Origin of the sequence: Streptomyces sp. NPDC014995, from assembly GCF_043080745.1 — a bacterium.
Taxonomy (GTDB): domain Bacteria; phylum Actinomycetota; class Actinomycetes; order Streptomycetales; family Streptomycetaceae; genus Streptomyces.
The window spans coordinates 43,028-68,695 of sequence record NZ_JBIBVX010000005.1 but is presented as its reverse complement, the minus strand read 5'-3'; the positions used below and the strand labels follow the sequence as shown (position 1 = coordinate 68,695).

The following is a 25,668-nucleotide window of genomic DNA, read 5'->3' as shown; positions in this document are numbered from 1 at the left end:
GGTGACGCGCGCGGGCGGGGCGCTCGGCTCGTCCTGACGGACGGCAGGAGAGAGGCCCCGCGCCCGGCCGGATGACCCCGCCGGAAAAGGCGACAGGAGATGTCCGGCTTCCCCGCGATCCTCGATGACGGCATCGACGGAACACGCACAGGAGGTCGGACATGTCCCATCCGCTGGAAGGCAAGGTCGCACTGGTCGCCGGGGCGACCCGGGGCGCGGGGCGGGGTATCGCCGTGGAACTGGGGGCGGCCGGCGCCACCGTCTACGTCACCGGGCGCACCACCCGCGACCGCCGCTCCGAGTACGACCGCCCCGAGACGATCGAGGACACCGCCGACCTGGTCACCGAGGCCGGTGGGCACGGCATCGCCGTGCCCACCGACCACCTCGACCCCGCCCGGGTCCGCACGCTCGTCGACCGGATCGCCGACGAGCAGGACCGCCTCGACATCCTCGTCAACGACATCTGGGGCGGGGAGAACCTCTTCCAGTGGGACACCCCCGTCTGGGAGCACGACCTCGACAAGGGGCTGCGGCTGCTGCGGCTCGCCGTCGAGACGCACGCGATCACCAGCCACCACGCCCTGCCGCTCCTCCTGCGCCGCCCCGGCGGACTGGTCGTCGAAGTCACCGACGGCACCGCCGACTACAACCGCGACACCTACCGGGTGAACTTCTTCTACGACCTGGCCAAGGCCTCCGTCCTGCGCATGGCCTTCGCCCTCGCCCACGAACTCGGTCCACGCGGGGCCACCGCGCTCGCCCTCACCCCCGGCTGGCTGCGCTCGGAGATCATGCTGGAGCACTTCGGGGTGCGCGAGGAGAACTGGCGGGACGCCCTCGACCGCGTCCCCCACTTCGCCATCTCGGAGACGCCCCGCTACGTCGGCCGTGCCGTCGCCGCCCTCGCCGCCGACCCCGAGGTGTCCCGTTTCAACGGCCGGTCGCTGTCCAGCGGCGGCCTCGCCCCGGTGTACGGCTTCACCGACCTCGACGGCAGCCGCCCCGACGCCTGGCGCTATCTCGTCGAGGTGCAGGACGCGGGCAAGCCGGCGGACACGACGGGGTACCGGTGAGCCGTTGGGCCTGTACCGGGGAGCGGGTGGCCCGGTCTCCTGCTCGGCGCCCGCTGCGCCCGGCCCTCGCCGCCCGCCTCGGCCACGGCCGTACGCTCGCCGTCGCCGGGCTCGCCCTGCCCGGACCGTCACGCACACCTGCGGGCATACGCGCTCATGCACCCGCCCCCTGCTGGCGCCGCTGATCGGGCGCGGTCCGTGGCTGTGGCTCGCGGGCGCCGGCTGGGTGCCGGCCACGTTCGAGGTCGGCACGGACGACGTCCCCGGCGTGAGCCTGCGGCAGCGCATGCCGCCGGACGCGCTGCTCGGCCGCACGAACGCCACCTGCCGCGTCCTGCCGACGGGAGCGCCGGCGGTCGGCGCCGCGGTGTCCGGCCTGCTGGGCGAACCGGGCGGCGTCAGGGGCACGTTGGGGGCGGGCGCCGCCGTGACGGCGGTGGCGTTCCTGCCCGTCTTCCGCTCACCGGTCCGTACGCGCCGCGCACTCCCGGAGGAACGGCCGTCCCTGACGGTCGGCCTGACAGTGCGGAAGTGAGCGCCGCGGCCCCCGCCGGCGATCCAACGGGCCGGTACACGCGCGCGGCCGGCAGCGTGCGCAAGTTCACCGTTTCGTCACAGCTCGCGCGGGAGTACAACCGACAGCCCCACCCGCCGGTCTAGTGGAACGAGACCGTCGCAACAGCGCCAGGGAGAGGGCAGACATGGGGGACATACGCAGACGAGGGGCCGTCGTGCTCGGGGTCACGGGGCTGGTCGCTCCGCTGACGCTCGCGCTGGGCGCGGCGCCGGCGCAGGCCGCGAGCTGTACCACGCAGACGGGGCCGTACCAGAAGCAGGTGGAGAAGTTCCTCGGGCGGCCCGTCGACGGCAAGCAGTCGGCCGCCGACTGCAAGGCCATCCAGGCCTTCCAGAACAAGCACGGCATCACGCCGAACATCGGCTACGCGGGGCCCGTCACCTGGGGTGTGATGAACCTCATGAACAAGCAGAAGGCGGTGGGCGACAAGCCCAACAAGGACGGCAAGTGCCCGACCAACAAGGGCCGCATCGCCTGCGTCAACCTCACCCTCCAGATCAGCTGGATCCAGGACGGCAGCAGGCTCGTCTACGGGCCCGTCCCGGTCCGCACCGGCCGCAACGGGTACGAGACCCGCACCGGCCTGAAGAAGATCTACTGGCGCAACATCGACCACGTGTCGAGCATCTACAACGTGCCCATGCCGTACAGCCAGTTCTTCGACGGCGGGCAGGCCTTCCACTCGGTCGGCGTCAGCATGTGGAACCCGCCGGGCTCGCACGGCTGCGTCAACATGACCAAGACGGCCGCCAAGAAGTACTGGTCACTGCTGAAGACAGGCGACGACGTCTTCGTCTACGGCCGGAAGCCGGGCACCTGACCGGACCTGACGGACGGGCGGCCGGAAGGCCCCACGGACGGGCAAACGGACGTGATCAGTAACACGTCCGTTTTGTCGGTTTCGGTTGGCTTTTACTCACGTTGTCTTCACCTTCGACGCCGTAAGATTCACACCATGTCCACCACTGTTGAACCCCTCTCCGAGCGATCGGCCGAAGAGGTCAACGAGGAGATCCGGGCCCTGTGGCTCCGGTCGGGCGGGACACTGAGCGTCGAGCAGCGCGAGGAGTACCAGCGGCTCGTCCTGGAGTGGGCCGCCGCGGCCCCGCATCCGGTCGAGGCGGCCTGACGGCCACCCGACCGCGGGGCTTCGCATCGGAGCCCCCCACCGGGGCACCCCTGCTGCATGGGTGCCCTCCTCGCACTGGCCTCGGCCGTCCTGTACGGCTTCGTCGACTTCGCCGGCGGCATCCTGTCCCGCCGCACGCACTTCGCCACCGTCACCCTCCTCGGCCAGATCGGCGGCCTGCTGCTCGCCGTGGCGGCCGCCCTCCTCGTGCCCGCCGAGGCCGTTGACCGCACCGACCTGCTGTGGGGCGCCCTGTCGGGCGTCGGCAGCGGCATGGCCATGCACGTCCTCAACCGCGGACTCGGCCGGGGCGCGATGAGCGTGGTCGTGCCCGTGAGCGCCGTCACCTCCGTCGCCCTCTCCGTCCTGTGCGGTGTCCTCCTCCTCGGCGACCGGCCCGGCCTCCTCGCCTGGGCCGGCATCGCCGTCACCGTGCCCGCGCTGTGGCTGGTGGCCGGCGGCGGCACGGACGGCGTGGCCGGCGGCGGGGTGCGCGACGGGCTCCTCGCCAGCGCGGGCGTCGCCGTGCAGTACCTCGCGCCGGGGCAGGCGGGGGCGTCGAGCGGGCTGTGGCCGGTGGCGGCGGGGCGGGTGGCCGCCGTGGCCGTCCTGCTGCCGCTCGCGGCCCGCCGCACACGGCGGCCGGCGACGCCGCGCCTCGGCGCGGCGGCCCTCGCGGTCGGCGCAGGAGCCGCCCTGGGGCTGACCCTTTACCAACTCGCCGCGCACCGCGAACTGTTGGCGGTCGCCGTGGTCATCGCCTCGCTCTATCCGGCCCTGCCCGTCGTCCTCGGACTGGTCCTGCTGCACGAGCGGGTCACCCGGTGGCAGGCGGCCGGCCTGATGGGTGCCGGCACGGCCACCGTGCTGCTCGCGGTCGGGTGACCCCGCCGGAGTCCCACGGCGCCTCACCCCCAGGTCGTCGAGTAGTAGCGCTGGTACGCCTTGCGGTCCTGCTCCGCCCGGATGTACCGGGTCGCCACCAGCGCGACCAGGCTGCCCGCGATCACCAGCAGACCGGGCCCGATGTTGCGGGGGTCGGTGAGACGGGAGACGAGGGTCGCGCCGTCGAAGCCGCCGGCCACCGGAGTCGTCGAACCCGGCGAGGCCGCACCCGGGGCGACCGCGGCAGCGGTCGGCGAGGACGACGGCTCGGAGGCTCCCTCGGACGGCGCGGGCGAGGCGCCGTTCCCCGCGGTGTCGGACGGCGCCGCCACGATCAGCTGCACCCCGAGCTGGGCCAGCGCCTTCGTCACCGGCTGGAAGTACGTCGTACCGCCCGACGTGCAGTCGCCGCTGCCGCCCGAGGTGATGCCGAGCGCGATGCCCTCGGAGAACATCGGGCCGCCGCTGTCACCGGACTCGGCGCACACCGTCGTCTCGATGAGCCCGGAGACGGTGCCCTCCGGATAGTTGACCGTCGCGTCGAGGCCGGTGACCTCGCCGTCGCGCAGCCCGGTCGTGCTGCCGCTGCGGAACACCCGCTGCCCGACGGCCGCGTCGCCCACGCCCGTGATCCGCACCCCGTTGCCGTCCCCGATGGCCACGATGTCGGCGCCGTTGCCGGCGTCGCCGCTCTCGTACTCCACCAGGGAGAAGTCACCGCCGGGGAAGCTCGAGTTGACCGTCTGGCCCACCTGCCGGTTGCCCTGGTTGTCCGCGAACCAGATGGACCCGGTCGGCCCGCAGTGCCCGGCGGTCAGGATGAAGTCGCTCGACCCGTTGGTCACGTTGAAGCCCGCCGAACAGCGCCCGCCGGTCGACAGGATGGGCTGGGCGCCGTTGATGCGGGTGGTGAAGGTGCCGGACGTGCGCTCCATGCGGACGAAGCTGCCGATGCCGGACGCGACCTTCGTCAGCTCGGCCCAGTCGGAGGACGACACTGTGCTGTCGCCCCGCACGACGACCTGGTTGGACTTGTAGTCCATCACCCACGCGGTCCCGGCGACCCGGGGCGCCGAACGCAGCGTCGCCGCGGCCGACTTCAGCTCGTTCATGCTGTGCCCGACGACCTTCGCCTCCGCGCCCGCCTTCCGGACCGTCGCCGCCGTCCTGTCGTCCGTGACGGCGACGACCGGACGCCCGTCGGACCCGATCCAGGTGCCCGCCGTACGGGAGGTGCCGAGCCGCTTCACCAGGTCCGCCCCGGTGCTCGCGACGGACCGCGCCGCATCACCCGGCACCGCCGACGTGGCAGGCGTCTCGGTCGCCATGGCCGCCTGCGTGACCATGGTCCCTCCCAGGAGGAGTCCGCCGACTGCCGCCAGCCGTGTCACTCGCCGGACGATCCGTCGTCGTACGTGCCTCATGCATGGCTCCCGAAACCCCGAACGCGCGGTTCGAACACCGCGGGGCCCTCCGGTCGTCGAGCGCCCTCATCTCCATACGTGCGGCGACCGCGCGGTGTTCACCCCGGAAGGGATCACCTCACGGCTTGCGGGCCACCCCGCCGAACATGGCGACCTCCTCCGGCTCCGTCCCGCCGGTCCCCTCCGGGCGCCAGCGCGAGCAGGACACCACGCCCGGCTCCAGCAGCTCCAGGCCGTCGAAGAAGCGGGCCACGTCCTCCGGCGTGCGCTGGGTCAGCTTCGGCGTGCCGTGCTCGTTCCAGAACTTCACGGCCTCGTCCACGTCCGGCATCGCCGGGGAGGTGATGGTGTGCGACAGCACCAGGTGGCTGCCCGGCGGCAGCTCGTCGACCAGGCGGCGCACCAGCCCGTACGGGTCCTCGTCGTCGCCGACGAAGATGACCACGCCGAGCAGTATCAGCGCGACCGGCTTGCCGAAGTCCAGGGTCTTCGCGGCGTGCTGGAGGATCGCGTCGACGTTGCGCAGGTCCTCGTCGAGGTAGTCGGTGCGGCCCTCGTCCGTGCTGGTGAGCAGGGCGCGGGCGTGCGCCAGGACCAGCGGGTCGTTGTCGACGTAGACGATCCGGGACTCGGGGGCCAGGCGCTGGGCGACCTCGTGCGTGTTGTCCGCGGTGGGCAGACCGGTGCCGATGTCGAGGAACTGGCGAATCCCCGCGTCAACCACCAGGTGGCGCACGGCGCGGCCCAGGAAGAGGCGGTCGGCGCGGGCGTACTCGCCGATGCCCGGGTGCAGTTGGCGGATCTGGTCACCGGCCGCACGGTCGACCTCGTAGTTGTCCTTGCCGCCCAGCCAGTAGTTCCAGATGCGGGCGGTGTGCGGCTGGTTGGTGTTGATGCGGTCGCGCAGCGACTGCGCCGCCTCGTCCACGGCCGGCGGGTTCTCGGTCACGGATCAGCTCCTGTGCATGCCTGGTGAAGAAGTGCCACGGTCAACGTGCAATCTAGACCGCCGAGTTGGCCCCCGCCCACCGCCCCCCGTCCTCCGCCAGCGGTCCGAGCCGGGCCCAGCTGCGCTCGTCGCCCCAGACCGCCCGCGGACCGGTGTACGGACGCAGCAGCGCGGTGAGCGCCGGGTCGCCCTCGCCGTTCAGCTCGTCGGAGGCGAGCTTGCGGGCGATCCCGGCGAGGAAGTCGGCGAGCTGCACACGGGCGTCGGAGCGCGCGACGACCAGCCGCAGCCCCGCGAGCCCGATGCCCTGCCGCCGGGCCGTGTCCTCGATCCAGGCGATGCGCTCGGGGGTGAGCATGTTCTGCCGGTCGTGCGTCAGCAGGACCCGCCGCCCGCCGGCGCTCCAGTGCGCGGCCGTGCGCAGCACGGACGGCAGGAGGGGGTTGAGGACCGGAATCAGCGGGGCGGGCCCGTCGTGGAGCGCCGCGCGATAGGACAGCGCGCGGGAACGGGCCGCCGCGAGCCGTCGCAGAACCTCCGCCGGTTCCGTCCCCGAACAGGTCTGCCGCAGCCGCTCGACCGTCAGGAAGAAGTCCGTCACGGGAGCTTCCGGCGCACCCTCGGCGCGCACCCGCAGCAGCCGGTTGGCCACCGCCAGGAATTCCCGCCATTCCGCGTCCTGGAAGGTCCGCGGGCCTCGGCGGAACAGTGTGACGGCCGCTTCCGCGTCACCGAGCAGCAGGTCGACGGCCCGGTCCACCACGAAGAACGCCTTCTCCACGAGATGCACGTGCGCACGGCCGTACAACGGCCCCCCGGGCGAGAGCAGCCATTCCAGCACGGCCCGGTGCTTTTCCCGCAGCAGATGGTTGGCCTTGTACTCCTCGGCGGGCGAACGGATGCGGTCGCGGATCTCCCGGATGTGCCCGGCGGCCGTTTCCACCGGCATCCGCACACTGGCGTGCGCGAACACCAGCGTGTTGCCGCTGGTGAGATTCTCCCCGTCCGACCCCGACTCGTCGCAGGCGACCTCGCTGACGGCGGACGCGTCCGCCGGGGATGTCCCGTTCACCTGATCCCAGGTCACACCAGAGCCCCCTATCTTGTGCCCATGACCAGGATCCCGCACGAAACGTCCGGTGAGCCGAATCCCCTGCACGCCCTCACCCTCGACCGTCTGCGACGTCGTACGAGCATGAAGTGGCGCGCCTATCCGGAGGACGTCCTGCCGCTGTGGGTCGCCGAGATGGACGTGCCGCTCGCCGGGCCCGTGGTCCGCGCGGTGACCGACGCGCTCGCGCTCGGCGACACCGGCTACCCGGCGGGCACCGGCTACGCGGAGGCACTGTCTGCGTTCGCCGCCAAGCGGTGGGGCTGGTACGGGCTCGCGGTCGAGCGGACCGCGATCGTGCTCGACGTGATGCTGGGCGTCGTCGAGCTGCTCAAGCTGGTGACCGGGCCCGGCGACCCGGTGGTCGTCAACCCGCCCGTCTACCCGCCGTTCTTCCCGTTCGTCACCCACCTGGACCGCGAGATCGCCGAGGCGCCGCTCGGCCCGGACGGGCGGCTCGACCTCGACGTGCTGGAGGCCGCCTACCGGCGGGCCGTCGCGGGCGGCGGGCGCGCCGCGCACCTGCTGTGCAACCCGCAGAACCCGACCGGCACCGTGCACTCCGCCGAGGAACTCGCCGCCGTGGCGGCCCTCGCCGACCGGTACGGGGTGCGCGTGGTCGCCGACGAGATCCACGCGCCGCTCACGGCCGGGGGCGTCGACTTCGTGCCCTACCTCAGCGTGCCCGGCGCGGAGAGCGGCCTGTCGCTGATGTCGGCGTCGAAGGCGTGGAACCTGGCCGGTCTCAAGGCGGCCCTCGCCGTGGCGGGCCCCGCGGCCGCCGCCGACCTGGCCGCGATGCCGGAGGAGGTCAGCCACGGCCCCAGCCACCTCGCCGTCATCGCCCACACCGCCGCCCTGCGCGACGGCACGGCCTGGCTGGACGCCCTGCTGGCCGGCCTCGACGACAACCGCGGCCTGCTCACCGAACTCCTCGCCGAGCACCTGCCCGGGGTCGGCCACCGCCCGGCCGAGGCCACCTATCTGGCATGGCTCGACTGCCGCCCGCTGAACCTCGGTGACGACCCGGCCCAGGTCTTCCTGGAGCGCGGCCGGGTGGCCCTCGTCCCCGGGCCGGACTTCGGCACGGGCGGCGCCGGTCACGTACGGCTGAACCTGGCGACGACACCGGAGATCCTGGCGGAGGGGGTGCGGCGGATGGCGGCCGCGGTGCGCTGACGTCCGGGGACGCGCGGGCACCGGCCGGGCACCGGCGGCCCGCACCGGGGCGCGGGCCGGGTCGCGGGCCGCCCGGGAGCGGGGGGCGGGAGGAGGGCGCCGCCGTCGGATCCGTCGGCCCGCCCGCGGTCAGCACGTCCATCCCCGGCAGGCGCAGCGGATGTGGGGTGGCCGGACCCGGGCGCGTGCCGCCGTCGGCCCGGTACCGGATCAGGCCGGAATACGAGCCGCGGCCCAGGGGGTGGAGGAGACCGCTGCCTAGACTTCCGGCATGGACACAACGGCGCTGGACACGCTGGCAGCGGGCAAGTACCTGCTGATCACCAGCTACCGGAAGAACGGAAGCCCCGTCGCCACACCGGTGTGGGTGGTGCGCGACGGGGACACGCTCGGGGTCTGGACGGCCGCGGACTCCTGGAAGGTGAAGCGGATCCGGGCCCGCGGCGACGTCCTGGTCGGCCCCTGCGACCTGCGGGGCAGACCGACCGGCAAGCAGGTCCCGGCCACCGCCGAGGTCTGCGACGCCGAGACCACCGCCCGCTACCGCACGCTGATCGCCCGCAAGTACGGCCTCACCGGCCGCCTCACCCTTCTCGGCAGCCGGTTGCGGCGGGGCCTGGACGGCACGGTCGGGATCCGGGTCACCCTGTGACCACGGGGGGAGTGGACCACACGGTCCACGCCCCCCTCCGCGGGAGGACGGCCTACGGCGCGTCCACCACCGTGCCCGTCAGCACCGGGTGGCCGGGAAGCGGCTCGGCCTCCTCGTCGGTCAGCGCGAGGCGCACCGACTCGGCCGGCTCGGCCACCTCGTCCTTCACCGTCGGCACGACGAACTCGGCGGTGGTGGAGCCGGCCGGGACGCCCGTCCACACCCACAGGTTCGCCCGGGACAGCGCACGCTCGGGGTCGGGCAGCTCACCGGCGTACTCCATCAGCCACTGCGGATCCACGTCCTTGGTGGACAACTCGGCGCCCTCGGTGACCGGGAGGACCCGGACCGGCTGCCAGAGTTCCACGCCGGCCGGCTCGGAGAGGGACAGCCGCCAGCTCAGCGTCCCTCCCTCGGTCACCCGGTCCGTGACCGGCGTCATGGTGACCACCGGCTCCGGGTCGTCGTTCTCCGCGGTGACCCCGCCCCGGTGCCAGCCGACGACGGCGTTGCGAACCGCCTTCACGGCGATGTCGTGCTGCACGTCGTAGGCGAAGCGGGTGTCGCCCTTCACCGCGACCGGTACGTCGACGGCGTTGCTGCCGGGCCGCACGGTCACCAGCTTGTCCGTGCTCAGGCCGGTGTCCGGGTCGAGGACGTGGACGCGGACCTGGCCGGTGCCCTTCCCGGAGACCGAGACCGGGACCCGGTAGGTGCGGGTGCCGGAGTCGCCCTCCTTGACCGTCAGACGGCCGACGTCGACGCGCGGCAGGGCCGGCGCCGTCACCGCCGGGGTGCCGGGCGCCCAGCCCCAGGCGTCCATCAGCCAGGCCCGCCCGGACGCCGAACGCGGCGTGAGCTCGAGGGACTTGACGCGCTTCAGGTCGAGCCCGGCCCGCGTGGCGGCGGTCAGCGGGACGCGCAGCTCGCGTGCCCAGTAGGAGGCGGTGCGCTCGCTGCCGGGCAGCCCGTCGACCGTGACCCGGCCGAGCCGGGCCCGGCGGCCCGAGGAGTCCGTGACCGACACGTCGAGCTTCGTGCCGGTCGTGTTCGGCGGCACGAACACCCGCAGCGCCAGGTCCTTGGCACCGGAGAGCGAGAGCGGTGCGGCCGGGGTGACGCGTGCCGTCGTACCCGGCGCCGACCACGTCAGCTCGACCGCCCGGCGGCCGGTCTCCCGTTCGGTCTCCCACCACGCGAAGTGCGGCGAGGACCCGGCGGTCTCACGGTCCAGGCAGGCGCCGGCCGGGTCGGGATCGATGGCCGAGCACAGCCGGGCACCGGTCACCGTCACCGGTCCGTCCGGCAGCAGGCCGGCACCCCGGCGCGCGCCGACCGCGTGGGTCAGGACCCGGGCGGGGCCGGCGGACGGGGCCCGCGTGCCCGTGCCGTCGAGCAGCGGACGCACCCGGTCGTCCCCGCCGACGAACAGCCGGGCCGCGGCGGCGATGTAGGTGGCGCCGGCCTGGTGCTGCTGGTCGGCGGTCAGCCGGGTGGCGGTGCCCGGCGAGCAGACCGGGTCGCGCTGCTCCTCGTCGTCCCAGAAGTCGTCCCAGGCGGGCGCCTCGGCCTTGCCCGGCGTCCACTCGCTGTTGAAGAAGTTGTGGTTGGCGCCGACCATGTAGACCGCGCTGTGCAGGGCGTTGCCCTTGCTGACGCCGCGCGTTCCGTCGACGTACACCTGGCCCTGGAGGTCGGACACGTCGCCGTCGCAGCCCGGCAGGATCGTCGCCGACGGCACGTCCGCGACCGGATTCTGGCCGAAGATCGTCGGTCCGATGAGGACGGTGCCGCGGATCTTCCAGCGGACCGGGCCGCGGTAGCCGTCCTGGGCGGCGGGCGCCGGGTAGAGGCTGTCCATGGCGGCCCGGTTGACGCCCTCGCCGCCGCGCGAGTGGCCCACGAGCAGGACCCGCGAGAGGTCGGCCTTCGGTGCCTTGCGGACGGCCGTGGGGGCGGTGGACGGGCGGGAGGCCCAGCCGGCCCAGCGGGCGAGGTGCTGCCGGACCAGAGAGGAGCGCGCCTGGGCGCCGCCGTCCTCGGCCACGAAGTCCTGGCCGTTGATGCCGTTGGCCGAGATCGACACCGTCACATAGCCCTGGGAGGCCAGCAGTCGCTGGTCCTGAAGGTAGCCCTTGTGGCTCGGGATCGGCTTGGTGCCGGCCGGGCAGGGCCACTCACCGGTCGCGTACTCCGCGTCGCCCGGCTTGAAGCAGGTCGAGTGACGGCCGTGCAGGAACAGCGCGAGCGGCCGCTTGCCGGTGGCCCCGGCCGGCGCCACCACGACGGCCTGCATCTCGACGGGGGCGGAGAAACCGGGCAGCTTCACCGGGTCGAGGGCGTACTCGCCGGTGACGGTGCGGTACGCGCCGGGCTTGCCGGGGTCGACCGGGTTCGCCGGCGCCTGGGCCGACGGCCGCGGCGCGGCCGGTGAACTCCGGCCGTCGGTGGCGGAGTTGTCGGCGGGTGCGTCCAGGCGGCGTCCGCCCGCGAGGACGTGCAGGTCCGTCAGGGGCGCGTTGCCGGCGTCGTCGAGGGCGAGCCGGAACGTGCGGCCGTCCTTGGCCGGCTTCGGTACGCCGAGCAGGCGGTCGGCCGCGTGGAACTCCACACGGGCGTCGCCCATGGGCACGCGCGTGGCCGACCTCCAGACCAGTTCGCGCGCGCTGCCCTCTCCGGTGACGCGCCAGCCGGGCGGCAGGGCGTTGTCGGTGGCGGTGGCCAACGGTCTGGTCTCGGACGGTTGCCGGGCTTGTGCCAGTCCCGGTGTTCCCGCCAGGGCCGCGAGCGCGGCCACGGCGGTGACACCTATTCGCCGGGCACGGATCAAGGGTTCACTCCTCACCACTTGGAGCGCGGAAGCCTCCGTCGGTACCGGAGGCCCCTCGCGTCACGGAGGAAGCGAAACCGACGCCGTGGGTTGCCTGTGGTGCCGGATCCGGTCCGCCGACCGCAAGGATCCGGTCACCGGCGACTGGCCGCCCGTAGCGCGGGAAAGGCCACCCGCATGAGCCCAACTCCCCCTCTGCGCGCGGCCGTCGTCGGCACCGGGCACCGCGCCCAGACCTTCACCCGCGACCTCGCCGCCCGCCCCGGCCACCGCGTCGTCGCGCTCTGCGACCCCAGCCCGACCCGTATGGCCTTCCACAACCGGTTGCTGGCCGAGGCCGGCGAGCCGCCCGCCACCACCTGGGAGCCGGAGCGCTTCACCGACCTGCTCGCCAAGGAGGGCATCGACGAGGTCGTCGTCACCACCGTCGACGCCGAGCACGACCGCTATGTCGTCCCCGCCCTGAAGGCGGGCTGCCGGGTGGTCACCGAGAAGCCGATGACCGTCGACGCGGCACGCTGCGCCCGCATCCTCGACACCGTCCGCGAGACCGGCAACTCCCTCACCGTCGCCTTCAACTACCGCTTCAACCCCGTCCACGAGAAGGTGCGCGCCCTGCTCGCCGAGGGCGCCGTCGGCGAGGTCCTCTCCGTCCACTACGAGTGGCTGCTCGACACCCGGCACGGTGCCGACTACTTCCGCCGCTGGCACCGGGAGAAGCGGTACAGCGGCGGACTGATGGTGCACAAGGCGAGCCACCACTTCGACCTGGTCAACTGGTGGCTCGCCGACACACCGGACGAGGTCTTCGGCTACGGCCGGCTCGCCTTCTACGGCCCCGATGCGGGCGCCCGCCACGGCCTGCGCCGGGAGTACGACCGTGCCCACGGCGCCGAGGCGGCCGCCGGTGACCCCTTCGCGCTGGACCTGGCGGGCGACGCGACGCTGCGCGCCCTCTACCTCGACGCCGAGCGGGACGACGGCTACCACCGCGACCGCAACGTCTTCGGCGGCCCCGTCACCATCGAGGACGACATGGCGGTCCTGGTGCGGTACGCGCGGGGCGCGACGATGACGTACCACCTCACCGCGTACTCCCCGTGGGAGGGCTACCGGGTGATGGTGAACGGCAGCGCCGGGCGGCTGGAGCTGGAGGTCGAGGAGAGCCGCTGGCAGGCGCCCCGCACCCGGATCACCTCGACGCGCGGCGCGCTGCACGGGGACACGGCGGCCGAGCACGCGGGCGGTGTGCGGCTGACGCTGCGGCCGTTGTGGCAGCCGCCGGTGGACGTCACGGTCACCGTCGCCCACGAGGCCCACGGCGGAGGAGACACGCGGATGCTCGACGCGCTGTTCGGCGGGACGCGGGCGGACGGCGGGACTTGGGCGGACGGCGGGACGCGGCCGGCCGGCCACCCCACCGCCACCGAACGCGACGGCGCGCTCGCCCTGGCCGTCGGGCTGGCCGCCAACCGGTGCTTCGAGACGGGGAGGCCGGTGCGGACCGGGGACCTGGTGCCCGCCCTGGGCACGCGGGCCTCCTGACGGCAGGGGTCAGCGCCAGGCCCGGTACGGCTCGTCGACGAGCTGGAAGACCGGCTCGCCCCGGACCGGGTCCTTGGCCGTGGACAGCCGCACCCGGTCACCGCTGTGGATGCCGATCGGCGGGCCCATGACGCGGCCGCGCACCACGAAGCCCTCCGCCATCTCGATCAGGGACACGTTGCGCGCGGAGGGCGTGTTGCGGTGCACCACCGTGGAGTGGCGGACCGTGCCCGTGCCCTCGCTGCGCTCCGTGCGCAGGTCGCTGCCCTGGCAGACCGGACACAGCAGCCGGTGGTACATGGCGGTGCCGCACCAGGTGCAGCGCTGGAAGTGGATCGCCTCGGCGTCCGCGCCCCGGTGGTCGAGGACGCCCGCCGAAGAGCCCGTCGCCTGCTGAACGGCGCTTCCTGAGTGGTGGTACACGCTGGTCAACTCCCTGCGCTCGGCCGGAATCCCGCGTGCGCGGCGCACCCGTGCACGCACGTGCCCGGTCGACCGTGCCACCGTGCACGCCGACAGCGTATGGCACTCAGTGCCACTCGTAAAGGCACTGCGTACCCCTAAAACGGAGGGGATCCGGCGGGCCCCGCGGGATCAGTCGCGCCCGAGGGCCGTCTCGATCTCCTGCACCACCCGCCACAGGGGCGCCCCCCGGCGGGACACGACCACGACCACGTCCTCCGGCCGTTCCCCGGCCGGGACCGCGGGCTGTGACCCGCCGAACGCCGACTGCACGTACCCCAGCGCGTGGTCCACCGTCGCGCTCGCGTCGCCCTGCCCGTCCGACCGCAGCCAGGAGCGCAGGGCGTTGTTGTGCGCGGCGACCACGGCGGCCGCGATCACGTCGGCCCGCAGGTCGCCGTCGGGCCGGCCGGCGAAGCGGCCGCGCAGGTACTCGGCGAGGGCGCGCTCGTAGCGCCACACCACCGACAGCTCGTACGCCCGCAGGCCGGGCACCTTCTTGGTGAGCCGGTAGCGCTGGACGGAGAAGGAGGGGTTCTCGGCGTACATGCGCAGCACCAGCCGGGCGGCGTCGCACACCCGGCGCACCGGCTCGTGCTCCTCGCCGCTCGCGGCGAGGAAGGCGGTCATGTCGGCCAGACAGCGCTCGTGGTCGGGGAAGACCACGTCCTCCTTGGAGGGGAAGTAACGGAAGAAGGAGCGCCGGCCGACCCCCGCGAGGGCCACGATGTCGTCGACGGTGGTCTGCTCGTAGCCCCGCTCCAGGAACAGCTGGAAGGCCGCCGTGACCAGGGCGTCCCGCATGGGCGGCTTGGCGCCGGCCGGCTCGGCGCTGTCACTGGAACTCATGCCGGGGAACGTAACACCCGCACGGCGGTGATGGCACTCGGTTCCCTCCGTCGGCGAGGCGAGGGGAACCGAGTGCCCCGGTGCCGGGATCAGGCCGGGGTCACCTCGACCGGCAGCTTCTTGATGCCGTTGACGAAGTTCGAACGCACCCGCGGGACTTCGCCGACCAGCCGGATGTCCGCCAGACGCGGGATCAGCTCCTCGAACATGATCCGGATCTCGGTGCGGGCCAGCAGGTTGCCCAGGCACAGGTGGGGGCTGCCCTTGCCGAAGGTGACGTGGTCGTTGTGCCGCCGGGCGACGTCGAAGTCGTACGGGTTGCCGAACACCTCCTCGTCGCGGTTGCCGGAGGCGTACCACATGACGACCTTGTCGCCCTCCCTGATCCGCTTGCCGCCGAGCTCGACGTCACGGGTCGCGGTGCGGCGGAAGTGGTAGACGGGGGAGGCCCAGCGCAGGAACTCCTCCACCGCCGTCGGGATGAGGGAGGGGTCCTCCCGGAGGCGGGCGAGCTGCTCGGGGTGCTGGAGGAGGGCCAGCATGGAGTGGGTGATGGTGTGCCGGGTGGTCTCGTTGCCGGCCACCACCAGCAGCAGGAAGTAGTTGTCGAAGTCCTGCGCGGACAGCGGCACTCCGTCGCGCGGGGTGGTGTTGACCAGCTTCGACACCAGGTCCGTACCGTCGCCGCCGCGCCGCTGCCGGGCCAGTTCGCGGCCGTAGGCGAAGACCTCGAGCGAGGCGGGGGAGCGGAACGGCAGGTCGCGGTACTTCTCGCTCTCCTCGCTGTGCAGCAGCACGTCCGCGTAGTCGGGGTCGGTGTTGCCGATGATGCGGTTGCCCCAGTCGATGAGCTGCTGGTTGTCCTCCGGCGGCACGTCGAGGAGGCGGGCCAGGACGTTGATCGGGAAGTCGGCGGAGACCTCCTTGACGAAGTCGAAGCGGCCCTTGGCCAGCGCCGCGTCCAGGGTCTTCGCGGTGAGACCGCGCAGGAAGTCGGTGTAGCTGTTGATGACGCCCGCGCCGAACTGCCGCTGGATCACGGAGCGCAGGGCGCGGTGGCGGACGCCGTCCAGCTCCAGGATGGAGGCCCGCTTCTTGATCTGGTCGTCGTCGACCTCCTCCAGATTGACGAACCGCGTCGAGGTGAAGGTCTCGGCGTCCCGGTCCACGCGCGCGATGTCGGCGTGCCGGGTCACCGCCCAGAAGCCCGAGTTGGGCGCCTCCTCCGGCTGCCAGTGCACCGGGTCCTCGTGGCGCAGGGTGTGGAACATCCGCCACGGGGTGACCCCGTCGGTGAAGTTGTCGAGGTCGGCGAGGTCGACGTCGGCGAGGGGCATCGGGTCGTGCGCGGTGGCGGTCGGGGTCTCGGTCATCGGTGGCTCCTCAGCGAAACGACGGGCATCACAGGTGGTAGGCGTACTCGGTGAACTCCCAGTCGGTGACGTGCCGCCCGAAGCGTTCGACCTCGTTGCGCTTGTAGGTCAGGTAGGAGGTGGTGAAGTCCTTGCCGAGCAGCTCGGTGAGGGCGGTGTCCGCCTCCAGCGCGTCCAGCGCGGTGGACAGGTCCATGGGGAGGACGGCGGACCTGGCGGTGTCGTAGCCGTAGCCCTCCAGCGGGGGCGGCGGCTCCTCGCCCGCCAGCACGCCCAGCAGGGCGGCGGCGACGGTCCCGGCGACCGCCAGGTAGGGGTTGGCGCCCGCGTCGCCCAGCCGCAGTTCGAGCCGGGCGCCGCCGCCGCGCTCGGGCGGGATGCGGACCATGGCGCTGCGGTTGTCCAGTCCCCAGTCGATCAGCCAGGGGGCGAGGGTGTCGGGACCGAAGCGTTTGTAGGAGTTGACGGTCGGGTTGAGCAGCGCGGCGAGCGCGGGTGCGTGGGCGAGGACGCCGGCGATCGCGTGCCGGGCGGTGGCCGAGAGGCCGTACGCGCCGGACGGGTCGTCGAAGGCGTTGCGCGCCGCTTCCGCGTCGGCCCCGTCGGAGGACTCGCAGGACAGATGGAGGTGGAAGCCGGAGCCGCCCGCGTCGTTGAACGGCTTCGCCATGAACGTGGCGAGCCTGTTCTCCCGCCGTGCCAGCTCCTTGATCGCGGCCTTGAACCGGAAGGCCCGGTCGGCGGCCGACAACGCCCCGGAGTGCAGCAGGTTGATCTCGAACTGCCCGCCGTCGAACTCGTGGTTCCCGCTGAGCACGCCGATGTCCAGCCCGCGTACCTGCCGCAGCGTGCGCAGCAGATGGTTGTCGGGGTCGGCGCGCAGTCCGGCCGTGTAGACGACACCGGGGTCGCGGGCGTAGCGGCGCCAGCCGCCGGCCGGGTCCGGTTCGCACAGGAAGTACTCCAGCTCCGGTCCCACCACCGGCCGCAGCCCGTGTTCCCGGCATCGGTCGAGGACCGTGCGCAGCAGGTCGCGCGGTGACTCGGGCGCCGGCCGCCCGGTGGCCGGGTCGACGACGTCCGCGAGGCAGGCTGCGACCCCGGGCTCCCAGGGCAGCGCGACCAGCGTGTCGAGGTCCGGCCGTACGCAGATGTCGGGCAGTCCCGCGTCCAGGCCGCCGCCGACCGGGACGACGTCGCCCTGCGGGCTGGTGTGGTAGACGGCCCGGCAGAAGGCGAGCCCGTGCTCCGCGGCCCGGGGCAGTTCCTCCAGCAGCACGTCGCGGGCGCGCTCGGTGCCGATGAGATCGGGATACGTCACCCGGACGACGTCGATGCCGTCGGCGGCGAGCCGCTCCACGTGGCGGCGGACTTCTGCGGGGTCGTGAGCGCTCACCGGTGTCTCCTCGGCGGATGGCGGGGCACCTCCGCGACGGCTCGCGCGGTCGGGGAGGCGGGTGGCGGAAGAAGGGGGGCGGGCGGCCGGGGCGCTGGGGCGGACGGCGGCCGCGACGTCATTTGACGCCAAACGGTAGGAAGCGGCGGGGTGAAGCGCAAGGGGTGCGGCTCAAGAATTTATCCACCTGGATAGGTATTGACCAGGGGGCGGTGCGTCTCTACGTTGTTTGAAGCCAAACGAGTTCCGGGCGGGTTCCCGCACCAGGTACTCCCTCCCCTTCGCTCCCGCTCCCCCAGGAGGACCGGCCATGAAGGTCGTCGTCGACATGAACAAGTGCCAGGACCACGGCCAGTGCGTCTTCGCGGCCCCCGACGTCTTCTCCCTGGACGGCGGCGGCCACCTGGAGTACGTCGCCGACCCCGACGACGCCCTGCGCGACGAGGTCGAGGAAGCCGCCGACGTCTGCCCGTTGCAGGCCATCCGGATCGAGGACTGAGCCCATGACCGGACACCTCGTGGCCGGGGCCGCCCCGGGCGGACGCATCGTCGTGGCCGGCGCCTCGATGGCCGGCCTGCGCGCCGCCGAGCAACTGCGCGCGGCGGGCTGGACCGGGGCGATCACCCTCGTCGGGGACGAACCCCACATGCCCTACAACCGGCCGCCCCTGTCCAAGGAGGTCCTGGCCGGCAAGGCGTCCTTGGACTCCCTCGCCTTCCGGCCACGCGCGAGCCTCGCCGACGCCGAATGGCGGCTGGGCACGAAGGTGGCCGCGGCCCGCCTCGCCGAACGGACCGTCGTACTCGACGACGGCTCGGCCCTGACCTACGACGGACTCGTCGTCGCCACCGGCATGCGGCCCCGCCGCCTCGACTGCCCCGGCCCGCTCGCCGGACGGCACACCGTCCGCACCCTGGACGACGCCCGGGGCCTGCGCGCGGCGCTGGCCCGGCCCGGTGCCCGGGTGGTAGTCGTCGGCGCGGGCTTCATCGGCTGCGAGGTCGCCGCGACCGCCGTCGGCCTCGGCGCCGGTGACGTCACCGTCGTCGATCCGCTGCCGCTGCCCATGGTGGGGCCGCTGGGCGAGCTGCTCGCCGGGGCGCTGCGCAGACGGCACGAGGAGCGCGGCGTGCGCTTCGCCCTCGGTACCCAGGTCGCCGGGTTCGAGGGCGGGGACCGGGTGACCGGCGTCGTCCTCGGCGACGGGAACGTGCTGCCGGCGGACGTGGTGGTCGAGTCGGTCGGCTCGGTCGCCAACGTCGAGTGGCTGGCGGGCAACGGGCTCGATCTCTGCGACGGAGTGCTGACCGACGAGCGGTTGCGGGCCGGCGGCCGCCCCGACGTCGTCGCCGTCGGTGACGTCGCCCGCTTCCCCAACGCCCGCTACGACGGCGTGCCCCGCCGCGTCGAGCACTGGTCCATCCCGACCGACACCGCCAAGTACGCGGCGAAGGTCCTCGTCCACGGGGACGCCGCCGACCCGGCACCCTTCGCGCCCCTGCCCACCTTCTGGAGCGACCAGCACGACTTCCGGCTCCAGTCCTTCGGCGCCCCGGCCCTCGGCACGGACGACGTGCGCGTCCTGGAAGGCGACCCGGACGGGGACGTCCTGGTCGGCTACCACCACGACGGCCGGCTGGTCGGCGTCGTGGCACTCGGCGGCCCGGCCTCCGTGTCCGCCGCCGCCCGCTACCGCGCCGAGCTGCTCGACCAGCCCGCCCTCACCGTCTAAGGAACTCCTGACCATGACCACCGTCCGTGGATACCTCCACCCGAGGACGGCGACGGGCGCCTCGTCGCTGATCCCCTCCCCGCCCTGGCGCTACTCCGGCGACCTGCTCACCGTCGAGTACCGCACCGACCCCGCCCGCGTCCGCGAACTCCTCCCCGAACCCCTGGAGCCGGCCGACGAGGACCCGGGCGCGGTGGCGCTGATCTGGGCCGACTGGCAGTCCTGCTCGGAGTCGGGCGCTGAGCTGCTCGACCCCGTGCTGGCGCAGTACAAGGAGGCCTTCGCGGTCGTCCGCTGCGCGTACCGCGGCCAGACCTACTCCCGCTGCGTCTACATCTGGGTCGACAAGGACTTCGCGATCGCCCGCGGACTGCACCAGGGCTACCCGAAGAAGCTCGGCTCGATCCACCAGACCCGCCCGCACCCCTACGGTCCCGCCCCGCGCATCGAGGCGGGCGCCCGCTTCGGCGCGACACTGGCCGCCGCCGACCGCCGCCTCGCCCAGGCCGTGGTCACCCTCCGGGAGCCGTCCGGGACCAACGGCTTCGTCAACGGCCACCCCATGGCGCACCACCGCCGGCTGCCGTCGATCGAGAAGGGCGGGGGCCTCGCCCTCGACGAGCTGATCGAGTCGGGCGCCGCGTCCTTCGAGGCGGGACAGGCCTGGCGCGGCGACGCGGAGCTGGAGCTGTTCGAGGCGCCCACCGAAGAGCTGGCCCGCCTGGAGATCCGTGAGCCGATCGCCGCGTACTACCGCCAGGTCGGCGTCGTCTGGGACGGCGGCCGGCTGCTGGAGTCCGGCACCTCCGGCGCCGAGTGACACCCGCACCCCGAAAGGACTTGGAGACCGGACATGACCGAGCACACCACCACCGTCGCCGGAGTCACCGTCGACACCCGGCACTGGATCGGCGGCGAACGCGTCGCCTCCACGGAGACGTTCACCGACGTGTCGCCCATCGACGGAAGCGTCCTGGGGGAGATCTCCCGCGGTACGGCGATGGAGGCGGCCGCGGCCGTGGCCGCCGCGAAGGCCGCCTTCCCCGCCTGGGCCGCCACGCCCCGCGCCGAACGCGCCCGCCTCCTGCACGCCGTCGCCGACGGCGTCGAGAAGCGCCTCGAAGAGCTCGCCGTCGTCGAGACCCACGACAACGGCGCCCTGCTCCGCTCCCACCGCCGCGGCGTGATGCCCCGCGTCGCCCACAACTTCCGCTTCTTCGCGGACTGGTTGCTGACGCTGGACCACGAGGACTTCGAGACCCGTCCGTCGCGCGCCGCCGCCGGGCGGGGCCACACCAACCACGTCAGCTGGGACCCGGCGGGCCCGTCGGTGCTGATCACCCCGTGGAACGCCCCGCTGATGCTGGCGACCTGGAAGGTCGCCCCCGCGCTGGCGGCGGGCAACACCGTGGTCCTCAAGCCCGCCGAGTGGTCGCCGCTGACCGCCTCGCTGCTGGCCGACATCGCCGCCGAGGCGGGACTGCCCGCCGGTGTCCTCAACGTCGTCCAGGGCTACGGCACGGAGATCGGCGACGCCCTCACCTCGCACCCGGACGTACGCCGGATCAGCTTCACCGGCTCGGTGCCGACCGCCAGGCGGATCGCGGAGTCCGCCGCCGCGAACCTCACGCCGCTCAGCCTCGAACTCGGCGGCAAGTCCCCGCTGCTGGTGTTCGCGGACGCCGACCTGGAGCTGGCCGTCGATCTCGCGGTGGAGCAGTACGACAACGCCGGGCAGGTCTGCCTGGCCGGCACCCGGCTGCTCGTCGAGGAGGCGGTCGCCGAGGAGTTCACCCGGCGCTTCGTCGAGAAGGCATCCCGTCTGAAGCAGGGCGACCCGCGCGACGAGGCCACCGACATCGGCCCCAACATCCACCCCCGCCAGCTGGAGAAGATCGACGGTTTCGTGCGGCGGGCGCTCGCGGCCGGGGCCCGCGCGGTCATCGGCGGACACCCCGAGGAAGGCCAGTACTACGCGCCGACGCTCCTCACCGACGTCGCCCAGGACTCGGAGATCGTGCAGGAGGAGGTCTTCGGGCCGGTCCTGACCCTCCAGACCTTCGCCGACGAGGACGAAGCCGTCCGCCTCGCCAACGGCACCCGGTTCGGCCTCGCGGCCGCCGTCGCCACCGGCGACCCCGAGCGCGCCGACCGCGTCACCGCACGGCTGGTCGCCGGCACCGTCTGGGTCAACTGCTTCTTCGTCCGCGACCTCCGGGCCCCCTTCGGCGGCTCCCGCCAGTCCGGCGTCGGCCGCGAGGGCGGCACCTGGAGCTTCGACTTCTACTGCGACCTGAAGAACACCGTCACCGCACCGAAGGGGTTCAAGGACCATGGGTGAGATCGTCGGGGCGGGCCTCCTCGCCCATGTCCCCACCATCGTGCTGCCGGAGGAGACCCGGCGGGAGCTGAACGAGGGCAAGGAGATCACCCTCGTCACCGGCCTGCACGAGCTGCGCCGGGACGTCTTCGAACGGGACGACTACGACACCGTCGTCGTCCTGGACTCCCACTGGGCCACCACCGTCGAGTTCGTCGTCACCGCCCAGCACCGGCGTGCGGGCCTCTTCACCTCCGAGGAGCTGCCGCGCGGCATGTGCCGGATGCCGTACGACTTCCCGGGCGACCCCGAACTCGCCCACAGCGTCGCCAGCTTCGCCGACCGGCACGGGACCTGGATCACCCCGATCGACGACGACCACCTGCCCGTCTACTACGCCACCATCAACCTCTGGAAGTTCCTCGGCGAGGGCCTGCCCGACAAGCGGTGGGTGACCATCGGCGTCTGCCAGACCGGCGACATGGAGGACCACCTGCGCCTCGGCCGGGCCCTCGCCGACGGCATCGCCGCCACCCCGGGCCGCCGTGTCCTGCTCATCGCCTCCGGAGCCCTCTCGCACACCTTCTGGCCGCTGCGCGAGATCCGCGACCACGAGGCCAGCGACCCCGTCCACATCCGCACACCCGAGGCCCGCGAGGCCGACCACGAGCGCATCGCCTGGTTCAAGGAGGGCCGCCACGACAAGGTCCTCGACACCATGGACGAGTTCTGGAAGTACAAGCCCGAGGCGAAGTTCTTCCACTACCTGATGATGGCCGGCGCCCTCGGCGAGCAGCGGTGCGCCGCCCGGGCCCGCCAGTACGGCGAGTACGAGAACTCCGTCGGCACCGGGCAGGTCCACCTCTGGTTCGACCGTCCCGCCGACGGCTGGACCGGTGCCGGCGATCCCGCATCCCCGTCCCCGCGCACCCCGCACAGCCGCCGCTAGGAGCCCCTCCATGCCCGAACACCGCCGTATCCTCCTCGACGGCGCCGTCGTCGAGACCGTCCGGGACGGTGACGAACTCGTCGCCGGCGACGGCCGCCGCGTCGCCATCGAGGACGCCCGGCACCTGCCCCCGGTCGTCCCCTCCAAGATCATCGCCGTCCACCTCAACCACCGCAGCCGGGTGGAGGAGTTCCGGATCGGCCTTCCCGGCACCCCCACCTACTTCCACAAGCCGACCTCGTCCCTCAACTCGCACGGGGGCGCGATCGTGCGTCCCGAGGGCTGCTCATGGCTCAACTACGAGGGCGAGGTCGCCATCGTCATCGGCAGGACCGCGCGGAACATCTCCCGGGACGAGGCGGGGGAGTACATCGCGGGCTACACCGTCGCCAACGACTACGGCCTGCACGACTTCCGCGACACCGACGCCGGCTCCATGCTCCGCGTGAAGGGCTCCGACACCCTCTGCCCGCTCGGCCCCGGCCTCGTCACCGACTGGGACTTCCACGGCAAGCGACTGCGCACCTACGTCAACGGCGAGGTGGTCCAGGACGGTTCGACCGACGAGATGACGTGGGACATGCACTACCTCGTCGCCGACATCGCCCGCACCATCACCCTGTACCCCGGCGACGTGCTGCTGTCCGGCACCCCGGCCAACTCCCGCCCCGTACGGCCCGGCGACGTCGTCGAGGTGGAGGTCGAGGGCCTGGGGCGCCTGACGAACCACATCGTCACCGGGCCCACCCCCGTCCGCACCGACGTCGGCGCGCAGCCCACCGAGTCCGAGGAGGTGCTGTCCACCGCGCTCGGCGGCGACTGGGAGTTCCGTGGCATCAGGGCCCCGAAGCGCTGAGCGCGGCGGCGGCGTCGGTAGGGTCGGGGCCATGACCGAGCCTGTCGAGCCCGCCGCCGGGCGCCGCCCCCGCAAGCGCGTCAGGAACTACGGCGCGGGCCGCGAGGCCCTGCTCGACGCCGCCGTGCGCGTGGTCGCCCGGGGCGGTCTGCGCCGGCTCACCTACCGGGCCGTCGCGGAGGAGGCCGGGGTCACCCACGGGCTCGTGGTGCACCACTTCGGCTCGCGCGACGCGCTGATCGAGGAGGCGCTCACCCACGCCATCCGTTCCTCCCTCAGCAGCAGTGCCCTGGAACCCGGCACGGGCCGGGCCGAGGACTTCTCCGTGGGGCTCGCGGACATGGTGGAGTCCAGGCCGGACCTCCAGGCGTTCCAGTACGAGCTGCTGCTGGAGGCCCGGCGCCGGCCCGAGCTGCTGCCGCACCTGAGGGGCCTGTACGAGGAGTACTTCGAGGCCACCCGGCGCGAGCTGTCCCAGATGCTGCCCGGCGGCGTGGACCGGGGCCTGTCCCGGCTGGTCTTCGCCGCGCTGGAGGGCCTGGTGCTGCACCAGCTCGTCTTCGGCGAGCGGGACGTCACCGAGGAGGCGCTCGCCGAGCTGCGCGCCCTGCTCCGCGAGCTGGGCGAGGGCCCCGGCCGCGCCTGAGGAACACGGCGCCCGCCCGGCCGCGGGCGGGCCTGTCCGCCCGCGGCCGGGCGGGCCTCGGCCCACCCCGTCAGAGGGCTGTCCGCCCTGCCCGGTCACGGCCCTGCAGGGATTCCCCGCCCGCGGGATTTCCTCTTCCCCACCCCTTGCCAGATGGATAGTTCCGGCCCACCATGAGGCAACTCGTTTGGCTCAAAACGACATCCTCCCCTTCCCTCAGCAGGTGATCAGAGTGGACAGTCAGACGGTCGACGCGGCCCCGCGGGCCGGTGAGGCCCCGCGCACCGCGGCCACCCTCAAAAGCAACGCCCTGGGTGTCCTGGGCATCCTCTTCTTCGTCCTGTCCGCGCAGGCGCCGCTCACCGGCATCGCGGGCGCCGTCCCGATCGCCGTGGCCGTCGGCAACGGCCCCGGCGCCCCCGCCGCCTACGCCGTGGCGGGCGCGGTGATCCTGCTGTTCTCGGTGGGATTCGTGGCGATGGGCCGCCACGTCGTGAACGCGGGCGCCTTCTACACCTACATCGGCAAGGGCCTCGGCCGCACCGCCGGCAGCGGCAGCGCCGCCGTGGCACTGTTCGCCTACTGCACGGTCCAGGCCGCGATGTACGGCCTGTACGGCTTCACCGTCAGCGGCCTGGTCGCCCACTACACCGGCGTGACCGTCTCCTGGTGGGTCTGGGCGCTGGTCACCATGGCCGTCGTCCAGGTGCTCGGCGCCCTCGGCATCGAACTCGGCGCCAAGGTGCTCGCCGTGTTCGTCCTCGCCGAGTTCAGCATCCTGCTCGCCTTCGGCCTGGTCACCCTCTTCCAGGGCGGCGGCCCGGAGGGCCTGGGCGTCGCCGACACCTTCTCCCCGGGCGCCGTCCTCCAGGGCGCGCCGGGCGTGGCCCTGATGTTCGCCGTGGCGTCGATGTTCGGCTTCGAGGCCACCGCCATCTACGGCGAGGAGGCCCGCGAGCCGCACCGGACCGTGCCCCGCGCCACCTACCTGTCGGTCGCCGTCGTCACCGGCTTCTTCGCCTTCACCTCCTGGATGCTGATCTCCTCCTACGGCGCCTCCCGGGCCACCGACGCCGCCGGGAAGGCCCTGGCCGACGGCGACTCCACCGTCTTCGTCTTCGCGCCCGTCGCGGAGCAGTTCGGCGGCTGGGTGAACGACGTCCTGCCCGTGCTGCTCGCCACCTCCCTCTTCGCCGGCATCCTCGCCTTCCACAACTCCGCCAACCGCTACCTGTTCTCCCTCAGCCGCGAGGGTCTGCTCCCCGGCCGGCTGAGCGCGGTCAACCGGCGCCACGCGCCGTGGGCGGCCGGCCTCGTGCAGACCGCGCTCGCCGTGCTGCTGGTCGTGCCGTTCGCCGCCGCGGGCAAGGACCCCGTCCTCACCCTCTTCTCCTGGTTCAGCGGAGTCGGCGTCCTCGCCTGCATGCTGCTGTACTTCCTGACCTCCGTCTCGGTGATCGTCTTCTTCCGCCGCGAGCGCCTCGACACCCGGCTGTGGCACACCCTGGTCGCGCCCGCCCTGGGCGCTCTCGGCATCGCCGCCGTCATCTGGGTCGTCCTCGCCAACTTCACCACCCTCATCGGCGGTGACTCCGCCACGGCCACCCGGCTCGTCCTCGCCGTCCCCGCGGTCCTGCTCCTCGGGGCCGTGACCGCCCGCGTGGTGCGCGCCCGCTGACGTATTCCCGCGCCGGTGGCCCGCTTCCCAGCGAGCCCCCGGGCAGACT

24 protein-coding genes are annotated in these 25,668 nt (G+C 73.1%); 16 read left to right on the top strand and 8 right to left on the bottom strand.

The window, feature by feature from the left end; genetic code table 11:
- The first annotated feature begins 161 nt into the window (after positions 1–161).
- The 5 genes from ACF1A1_RS12075 (at position 162) to ACF1A1_RS12055 (ending at position 3,667) form a co-directional block, all read left to right on the top strand.
- Entirely contained in the window at positions 162–1,076 is a 915-nt protein-coding gene (locus ACF1A1_RS12075; RefSeq protein WP_391999159.1) for an SDR family oxidoreductase, read from the top strand.
- 226 nt (positions 1,077–1,302) lie between these two features.
- Entirely contained in the window at positions 1,303–1,611 is a 309-nt protein-coding gene (locus ACF1A1_RS12070) for a hypothetical protein (RefSeq protein WP_391999157.1), read from the top strand.
- A gap of 166 nt (positions 1,612–1,777) precedes the next feature.
- Positions 1,778–2,473 carry a L,D-transpeptidase family protein gene (locus ACF1A1_RS12065; protein ID WP_391999156.1) on the top strand — a complete coding sequence of 232 codons (696 nt, stop codon included), beginning with the start codon at positions 1,778–1,780 and terminating at the stop codon, positions 2,471–2,473.
- A 135-nt stretch (positions 2,474–2,608) separates the two neighbouring features.
- A complete protein-coding gene (locus ACF1A1_RS12060) occupies positions 2,609–2,782 on the top strand; it encodes a hypothetical protein (protein WP_391999154.1) in 174 nt (57 codons plus the stop codon).
- Between the two features lie 57 nt (positions 2,783–2,839).
- Positions 2,840–3,667 (top strand): EamA family transporter, encoded by an 828-nt coding sequence (locus ACF1A1_RS12055; protein ID WP_391999152.1) that lies wholly within the window; start codon positions 2,840–2,842, stop codon positions 3,665–3,667.
- 23 nt (positions 3,668–3,690) lie between these two features.
- On the opposite strand, the gene ACF1A1_RS12050 is transcribed toward ACF1A1_RS12055, so the two are convergent.
- The 3 genes from ACF1A1_RS12050 to ACF1A1_RS12040 all read right to left on the bottom strand — a co-directional run bounded on the left by ACF1A1_RS12050 (position 3,691) and on the right by ACF1A1_RS12040 (position 7,112).
- Positions 3,691–5,091, bottom strand: coding sequence for a S1 family peptidase (locus ACF1A1_RS12050; protein WP_391999150.1), 1,401 nt, complete (start codon positions 5,089–5,091; stop codon positions 3,691–3,693).
- Between the two features lie 118 nt (positions 5,092–5,209).
- The gene (locus tag ACF1A1_RS12045) at positions 5,210–6,040 is read right to left on the bottom strand and encodes an SAM-dependent methyltransferase (protein ID WP_391999148.1); all 831 of its coding nucleotides are present in this window, start codon (positions 6,038–6,040) and stop codon (positions 5,210–5,212) included.
- A gap of 52 nt (positions 6,041–6,092) precedes the next feature.
- Positions 6,093–7,112: a hypothetical protein gene (locus tag ACF1A1_RS12040; RefSeq protein ID WP_391999146.1), complete on the bottom strand. Its 1,020-nt coding sequence runs from the start codon at positions 7,110–7,112 to the stop codon at positions 6,093–6,095.
- 39 nt (positions 7,113–7,151) lie between these two features.
- Between ACF1A1_RS12040 and ACF1A1_RS12035 the strand changes: the two genes are divergently transcribed.
- Both ACF1A1_RS12035 and ACF1A1_RS12030 read left to right on the top strand, forming a co-directional pair.
- Positions 7,152–8,330: a MalY/PatB family protein gene (locus ACF1A1_RS12035; protein WP_391999144.1), complete on the top strand. Its 1,179-nt coding sequence runs from the start codon at positions 7,152–7,154 to the stop codon at positions 8,328–8,330.
- 271 nt (positions 8,331–8,601) lie between these two features.
- On the top strand, positions 8,602–8,982 hold the full coding sequence (locus ACF1A1_RS12030; RefSeq protein ID WP_391999142.1) for a PPOX class F420-dependent oxidoreductase: 381 nt from the start codon (positions 8,602–8,604) through the stop codon (positions 8,980–8,982).
- A gap of 52 nt (positions 8,983–9,034) precedes the next feature.
- Here the strand turns inward: ACF1A1_RS12030 and ACF1A1_RS12025 are convergent, their stop codons facing one another.
- Complete coding sequence (locus ACF1A1_RS12025; RefSeq protein ID WP_391999140.1) at positions 9,035–11,812, bottom strand: alpha/beta hydrolase family protein; 2,778 nt, start codon at positions 11,810–11,812, stop codon at positions 9,035–9,037.
- A 177-nt stretch (positions 11,813–11,989) separates the two neighbouring features.
- Here ACF1A1_RS12025 and ACF1A1_RS12020 point away from each other — a divergent pair, with 177 nt between their 5' ends.
- Positions 11,990–13,357 (top strand): Gfo/Idh/MocA family protein, encoded by a 1,368-nt coding sequence (locus tag ACF1A1_RS12020; protein WP_391999139.1) that lies wholly within the window; start codon positions 11,990–11,992, stop codon positions 13,355–13,357.
- Positions 13,358–13,366: 9 nt separating this feature from the next.
- On the opposite strand, the gene ACF1A1_RS12015 is transcribed toward ACF1A1_RS12020, so the two are convergent.
- The 4 genes from ACF1A1_RS12015 to ACF1A1_RS12000 all read right to left on the bottom strand — a co-directional run bounded on the left by ACF1A1_RS12015 (position 13,367) and on the right by ACF1A1_RS12000 (position 17,437).
- Positions 13,367–13,780, bottom strand: a complete 414-nt coding sequence (locus ACF1A1_RS12015) for a Zn-ribbon domain-containing OB-fold protein (RefSeq protein WP_391999138.1) — start codon at positions 13,778–13,780, stop codon at positions 13,367–13,369.
- 171 nt (positions 13,781–13,951) lie between these two features.
- Positions 13,952–14,623, bottom strand: coding sequence for a TetR family transcriptional regulator (locus tag ACF1A1_RS12010; protein WP_391999617.1), 672 nt, complete (start codon positions 14,621–14,623; stop codon positions 13,952–13,954).
- Positions 14,624–14,757: 134 nt separating this feature from the next.
- Positions 14,758–16,041, bottom strand: coding sequence for a cytochrome P450 (locus ACF1A1_RS12005; protein WP_391999136.1), 1,284 nt, complete (start codon positions 16,039–16,041; stop codon positions 14,758–14,760).
- Between the two features lie 28 nt (positions 16,042–16,069).
- Entirely contained in the window at positions 16,070–17,437 is a 1,368-nt protein-coding gene (locus ACF1A1_RS12000; protein WP_391999134.1) for a glutamine synthetase family protein, read from the bottom strand.
- Positions 17,438–17,747: 310 nt separating this feature from the next.
- Here ACF1A1_RS12000 and ACF1A1_RS11995 point away from each other — a divergent pair, with 310 nt between their 5' ends.
- The 8 genes from ACF1A1_RS11995 to ACF1A1_RS11960 all read left to right on the top strand — a co-directional run bounded on the left by ACF1A1_RS11995 (position 17,748) and on the right by ACF1A1_RS11960 (position 25,619).
- Positions 17,748–17,936 carry a ferredoxin gene (locus ACF1A1_RS11995; protein WP_391999132.1) on the top strand — a complete coding sequence of 63 codons (189 nt, stop codon included), beginning with the start codon at positions 17,748–17,750 and terminating at the stop codon, positions 17,934–17,936.
- A 4-nt stretch (positions 17,937–17,940) separates the two neighbouring features.
- The gene (locus ACF1A1_RS11990) at positions 17,941–19,170 is read left to right on the top strand and encodes an NAD(P)/FAD-dependent oxidoreductase (RefSeq protein ID WP_391999131.1); all 1,230 of its coding nucleotides are present in this window, start codon (positions 17,941–17,943) and stop codon (positions 19,168–19,170) included.
- 13 nt (positions 19,171–19,183) lie between these two features.
- Positions 19,184–19,990 carry an acetoacetate decarboxylase family protein gene (locus ACF1A1_RS11985; RefSeq protein WP_391999129.1) on the top strand — a complete coding sequence of 269 codons (807 nt, stop codon included), beginning with the start codon at positions 19,184–19,186 and terminating at the stop codon, positions 19,988–19,990.
- 33 nt (positions 19,991–20,023) lie between these two features.
- Positions 20,024–21,511, top strand: coding sequence for an aldehyde dehydrogenase (locus tag ACF1A1_RS11980; protein ID WP_391999128.1), 1,488 nt, complete (start codon positions 20,024–20,026; stop codon positions 21,509–21,511).
- The gene (locus ACF1A1_RS11975) at positions 21,504–22,439 is read left to right on the top strand and encodes a 3,4-dihydroxyphenylacetate 2,3-dioxygenase (protein ID WP_391999126.1); all 936 of its coding nucleotides are present in this window, start codon (positions 21,504–21,506) and stop codon (positions 22,437–22,439) included. Before ACF1A1_RS11980 ends, ACF1A1_RS11975 begins: the two co-directional genes overlap by 8 nt.
- Before the next feature lie 10 nt (positions 22,440–22,449).
- Positions 22,450–23,295 carry a fumarylacetoacetate hydrolase family protein gene (locus ACF1A1_RS11970; RefSeq protein WP_391999124.1) on the top strand — a complete coding sequence of 282 codons (846 nt, stop codon included), beginning with the start codon at positions 22,450–22,452 and terminating at the stop codon, positions 23,293–23,295.
- 31 nt (positions 23,296–23,326) lie between these two features.
- The gene (locus tag ACF1A1_RS11965) at positions 23,327–23,941 is read left to right on the top strand and encodes a TetR/AcrR family transcriptional regulator (RefSeq protein WP_391999122.1); all 615 of its coding nucleotides are present in this window, start codon (positions 23,327–23,329) and stop codon (positions 23,939–23,941) included.
- A 232-nt stretch (positions 23,942–24,173) separates the two neighbouring features.
- Positions 24,174–25,619, top strand: coding sequence for an APC family permease (locus ACF1A1_RS11960; RefSeq protein ID WP_391999120.1), 1,446 nt, complete (start codon positions 24,174–24,176; stop codon positions 25,617–25,619).
- Positions 25,620–25,668: the final 49 nt, after the last annotated feature.

Bases quoted from the DNA above. Each gene is read 5' to 3' on its own strand.
- ACF1A1_RS12075 (WP_391999159.1), top strand. From the start codon at position 162: ATGTCCCATCCGCTGGAAGGCAAGGTCGCACTGGTCGCCGGGGCGACC.
- ACF1A1_RS12065 (WP_391999156.1), top strand. From the start codon at position 1,778: ATGGGGGACATACGCAGACGAGGGGCCGTCGTGCTCGGGGTCACGGGG.
- ACF1A1_RS12060 (WP_391999154.1), top strand. From the start codon at position 2,609: ATGTCCACCACTGTTGAACCCCTCTCCGAGCGATCGGCCGAAGAGGTC.
- ACF1A1_RS12055 (WP_391999152.1), top strand. From the start codon at position 2,840: ATGGGTGCCCTCCTCGCACTGGCCTCGGCCGTCCTGTACGGCTTCGTC.
- ACF1A1_RS12050 (WP_391999150.1), bottom strand. From the start codon at position 5,091: ATGAGGCACGTACGACGACGGATCGTCCGGCGAGTGACACGGCTGGCG.
- ACF1A1_RS12035 (WP_391999144.1), top strand. From the start codon at position 7,152: ATGACCAGGATCCCGCACGAAACGTCCGGTGAGCCGAATCCCCTGCAC.
- ACF1A1_RS12030 (WP_391999142.1), top strand. From the start codon at position 8,602: ATGGACACAACGGCGCTGGACACGCTGGCAGCGGGCAAGTACCTGCTG.
- ACF1A1_RS12020 (WP_391999139.1), top strand. From the start codon at position 11,990: ATGAGCCCAACTCCCCCTCTGCGCGCGGCCGTCGTCGGCACCGGGCAC.
- ACF1A1_RS12010 (WP_391999617.1), bottom strand. From the start codon at position 14,623: ATGCGGGACGCCCTGGTCACGGCGGCCTTCCAGCTGTTCCTGGAGCGG.
- ACF1A1_RS12005 (WP_391999136.1), bottom strand. From the start codon at position 16,041: ATGACCGAGACCCCGACCGCCACCGCGCACGACCCGATGCCCCTCGCC.
- ACF1A1_RS11995 (WP_391999132.1), top strand. From the start codon at position 17,748: ATGAAGGTCGTCGTCGACATGAACAAGTGCCAGGACCACGGCCAGTGC.
- ACF1A1_RS11990 (WP_391999131.1), top strand. From the start codon at position 17,941: ATGACCGGACACCTCGTGGCCGGGGCCGCCCCGGGCGGACGCATCGTC.
- ACF1A1_RS11985 (WP_391999129.1), top strand. From the start codon at position 19,184: ATGACCACCGTCCGTGGATACCTCCACCCGAGGACGGCGACGGGCGCC.
- ACF1A1_RS11980 (WP_391999128.1), top strand. From the start codon at position 20,024: ATGACCGAGCACACCACCACCGTCGCCGGAGTCACCGTCGACACCCGG.
- ACF1A1_RS11975 (WP_391999126.1), top strand. From the start codon at position 21,504: ATGGGTGAGATCGTCGGGGCGGGCCTCCTCGCCCATGTCCCCACCATC.
- ACF1A1_RS11970 (WP_391999124.1), top strand. From the start codon at position 22,450: ATGCCCGAACACCGCCGTATCCTCCTCGACGGCGCCGTCGTCGAGACC.
- ACF1A1_RS11965 (WP_391999122.1), top strand. From the start codon at position 23,327: ATGACCGAGCCTGTCGAGCCCGCCGCCGGGCGCCGCCCCCGCAAGCGC.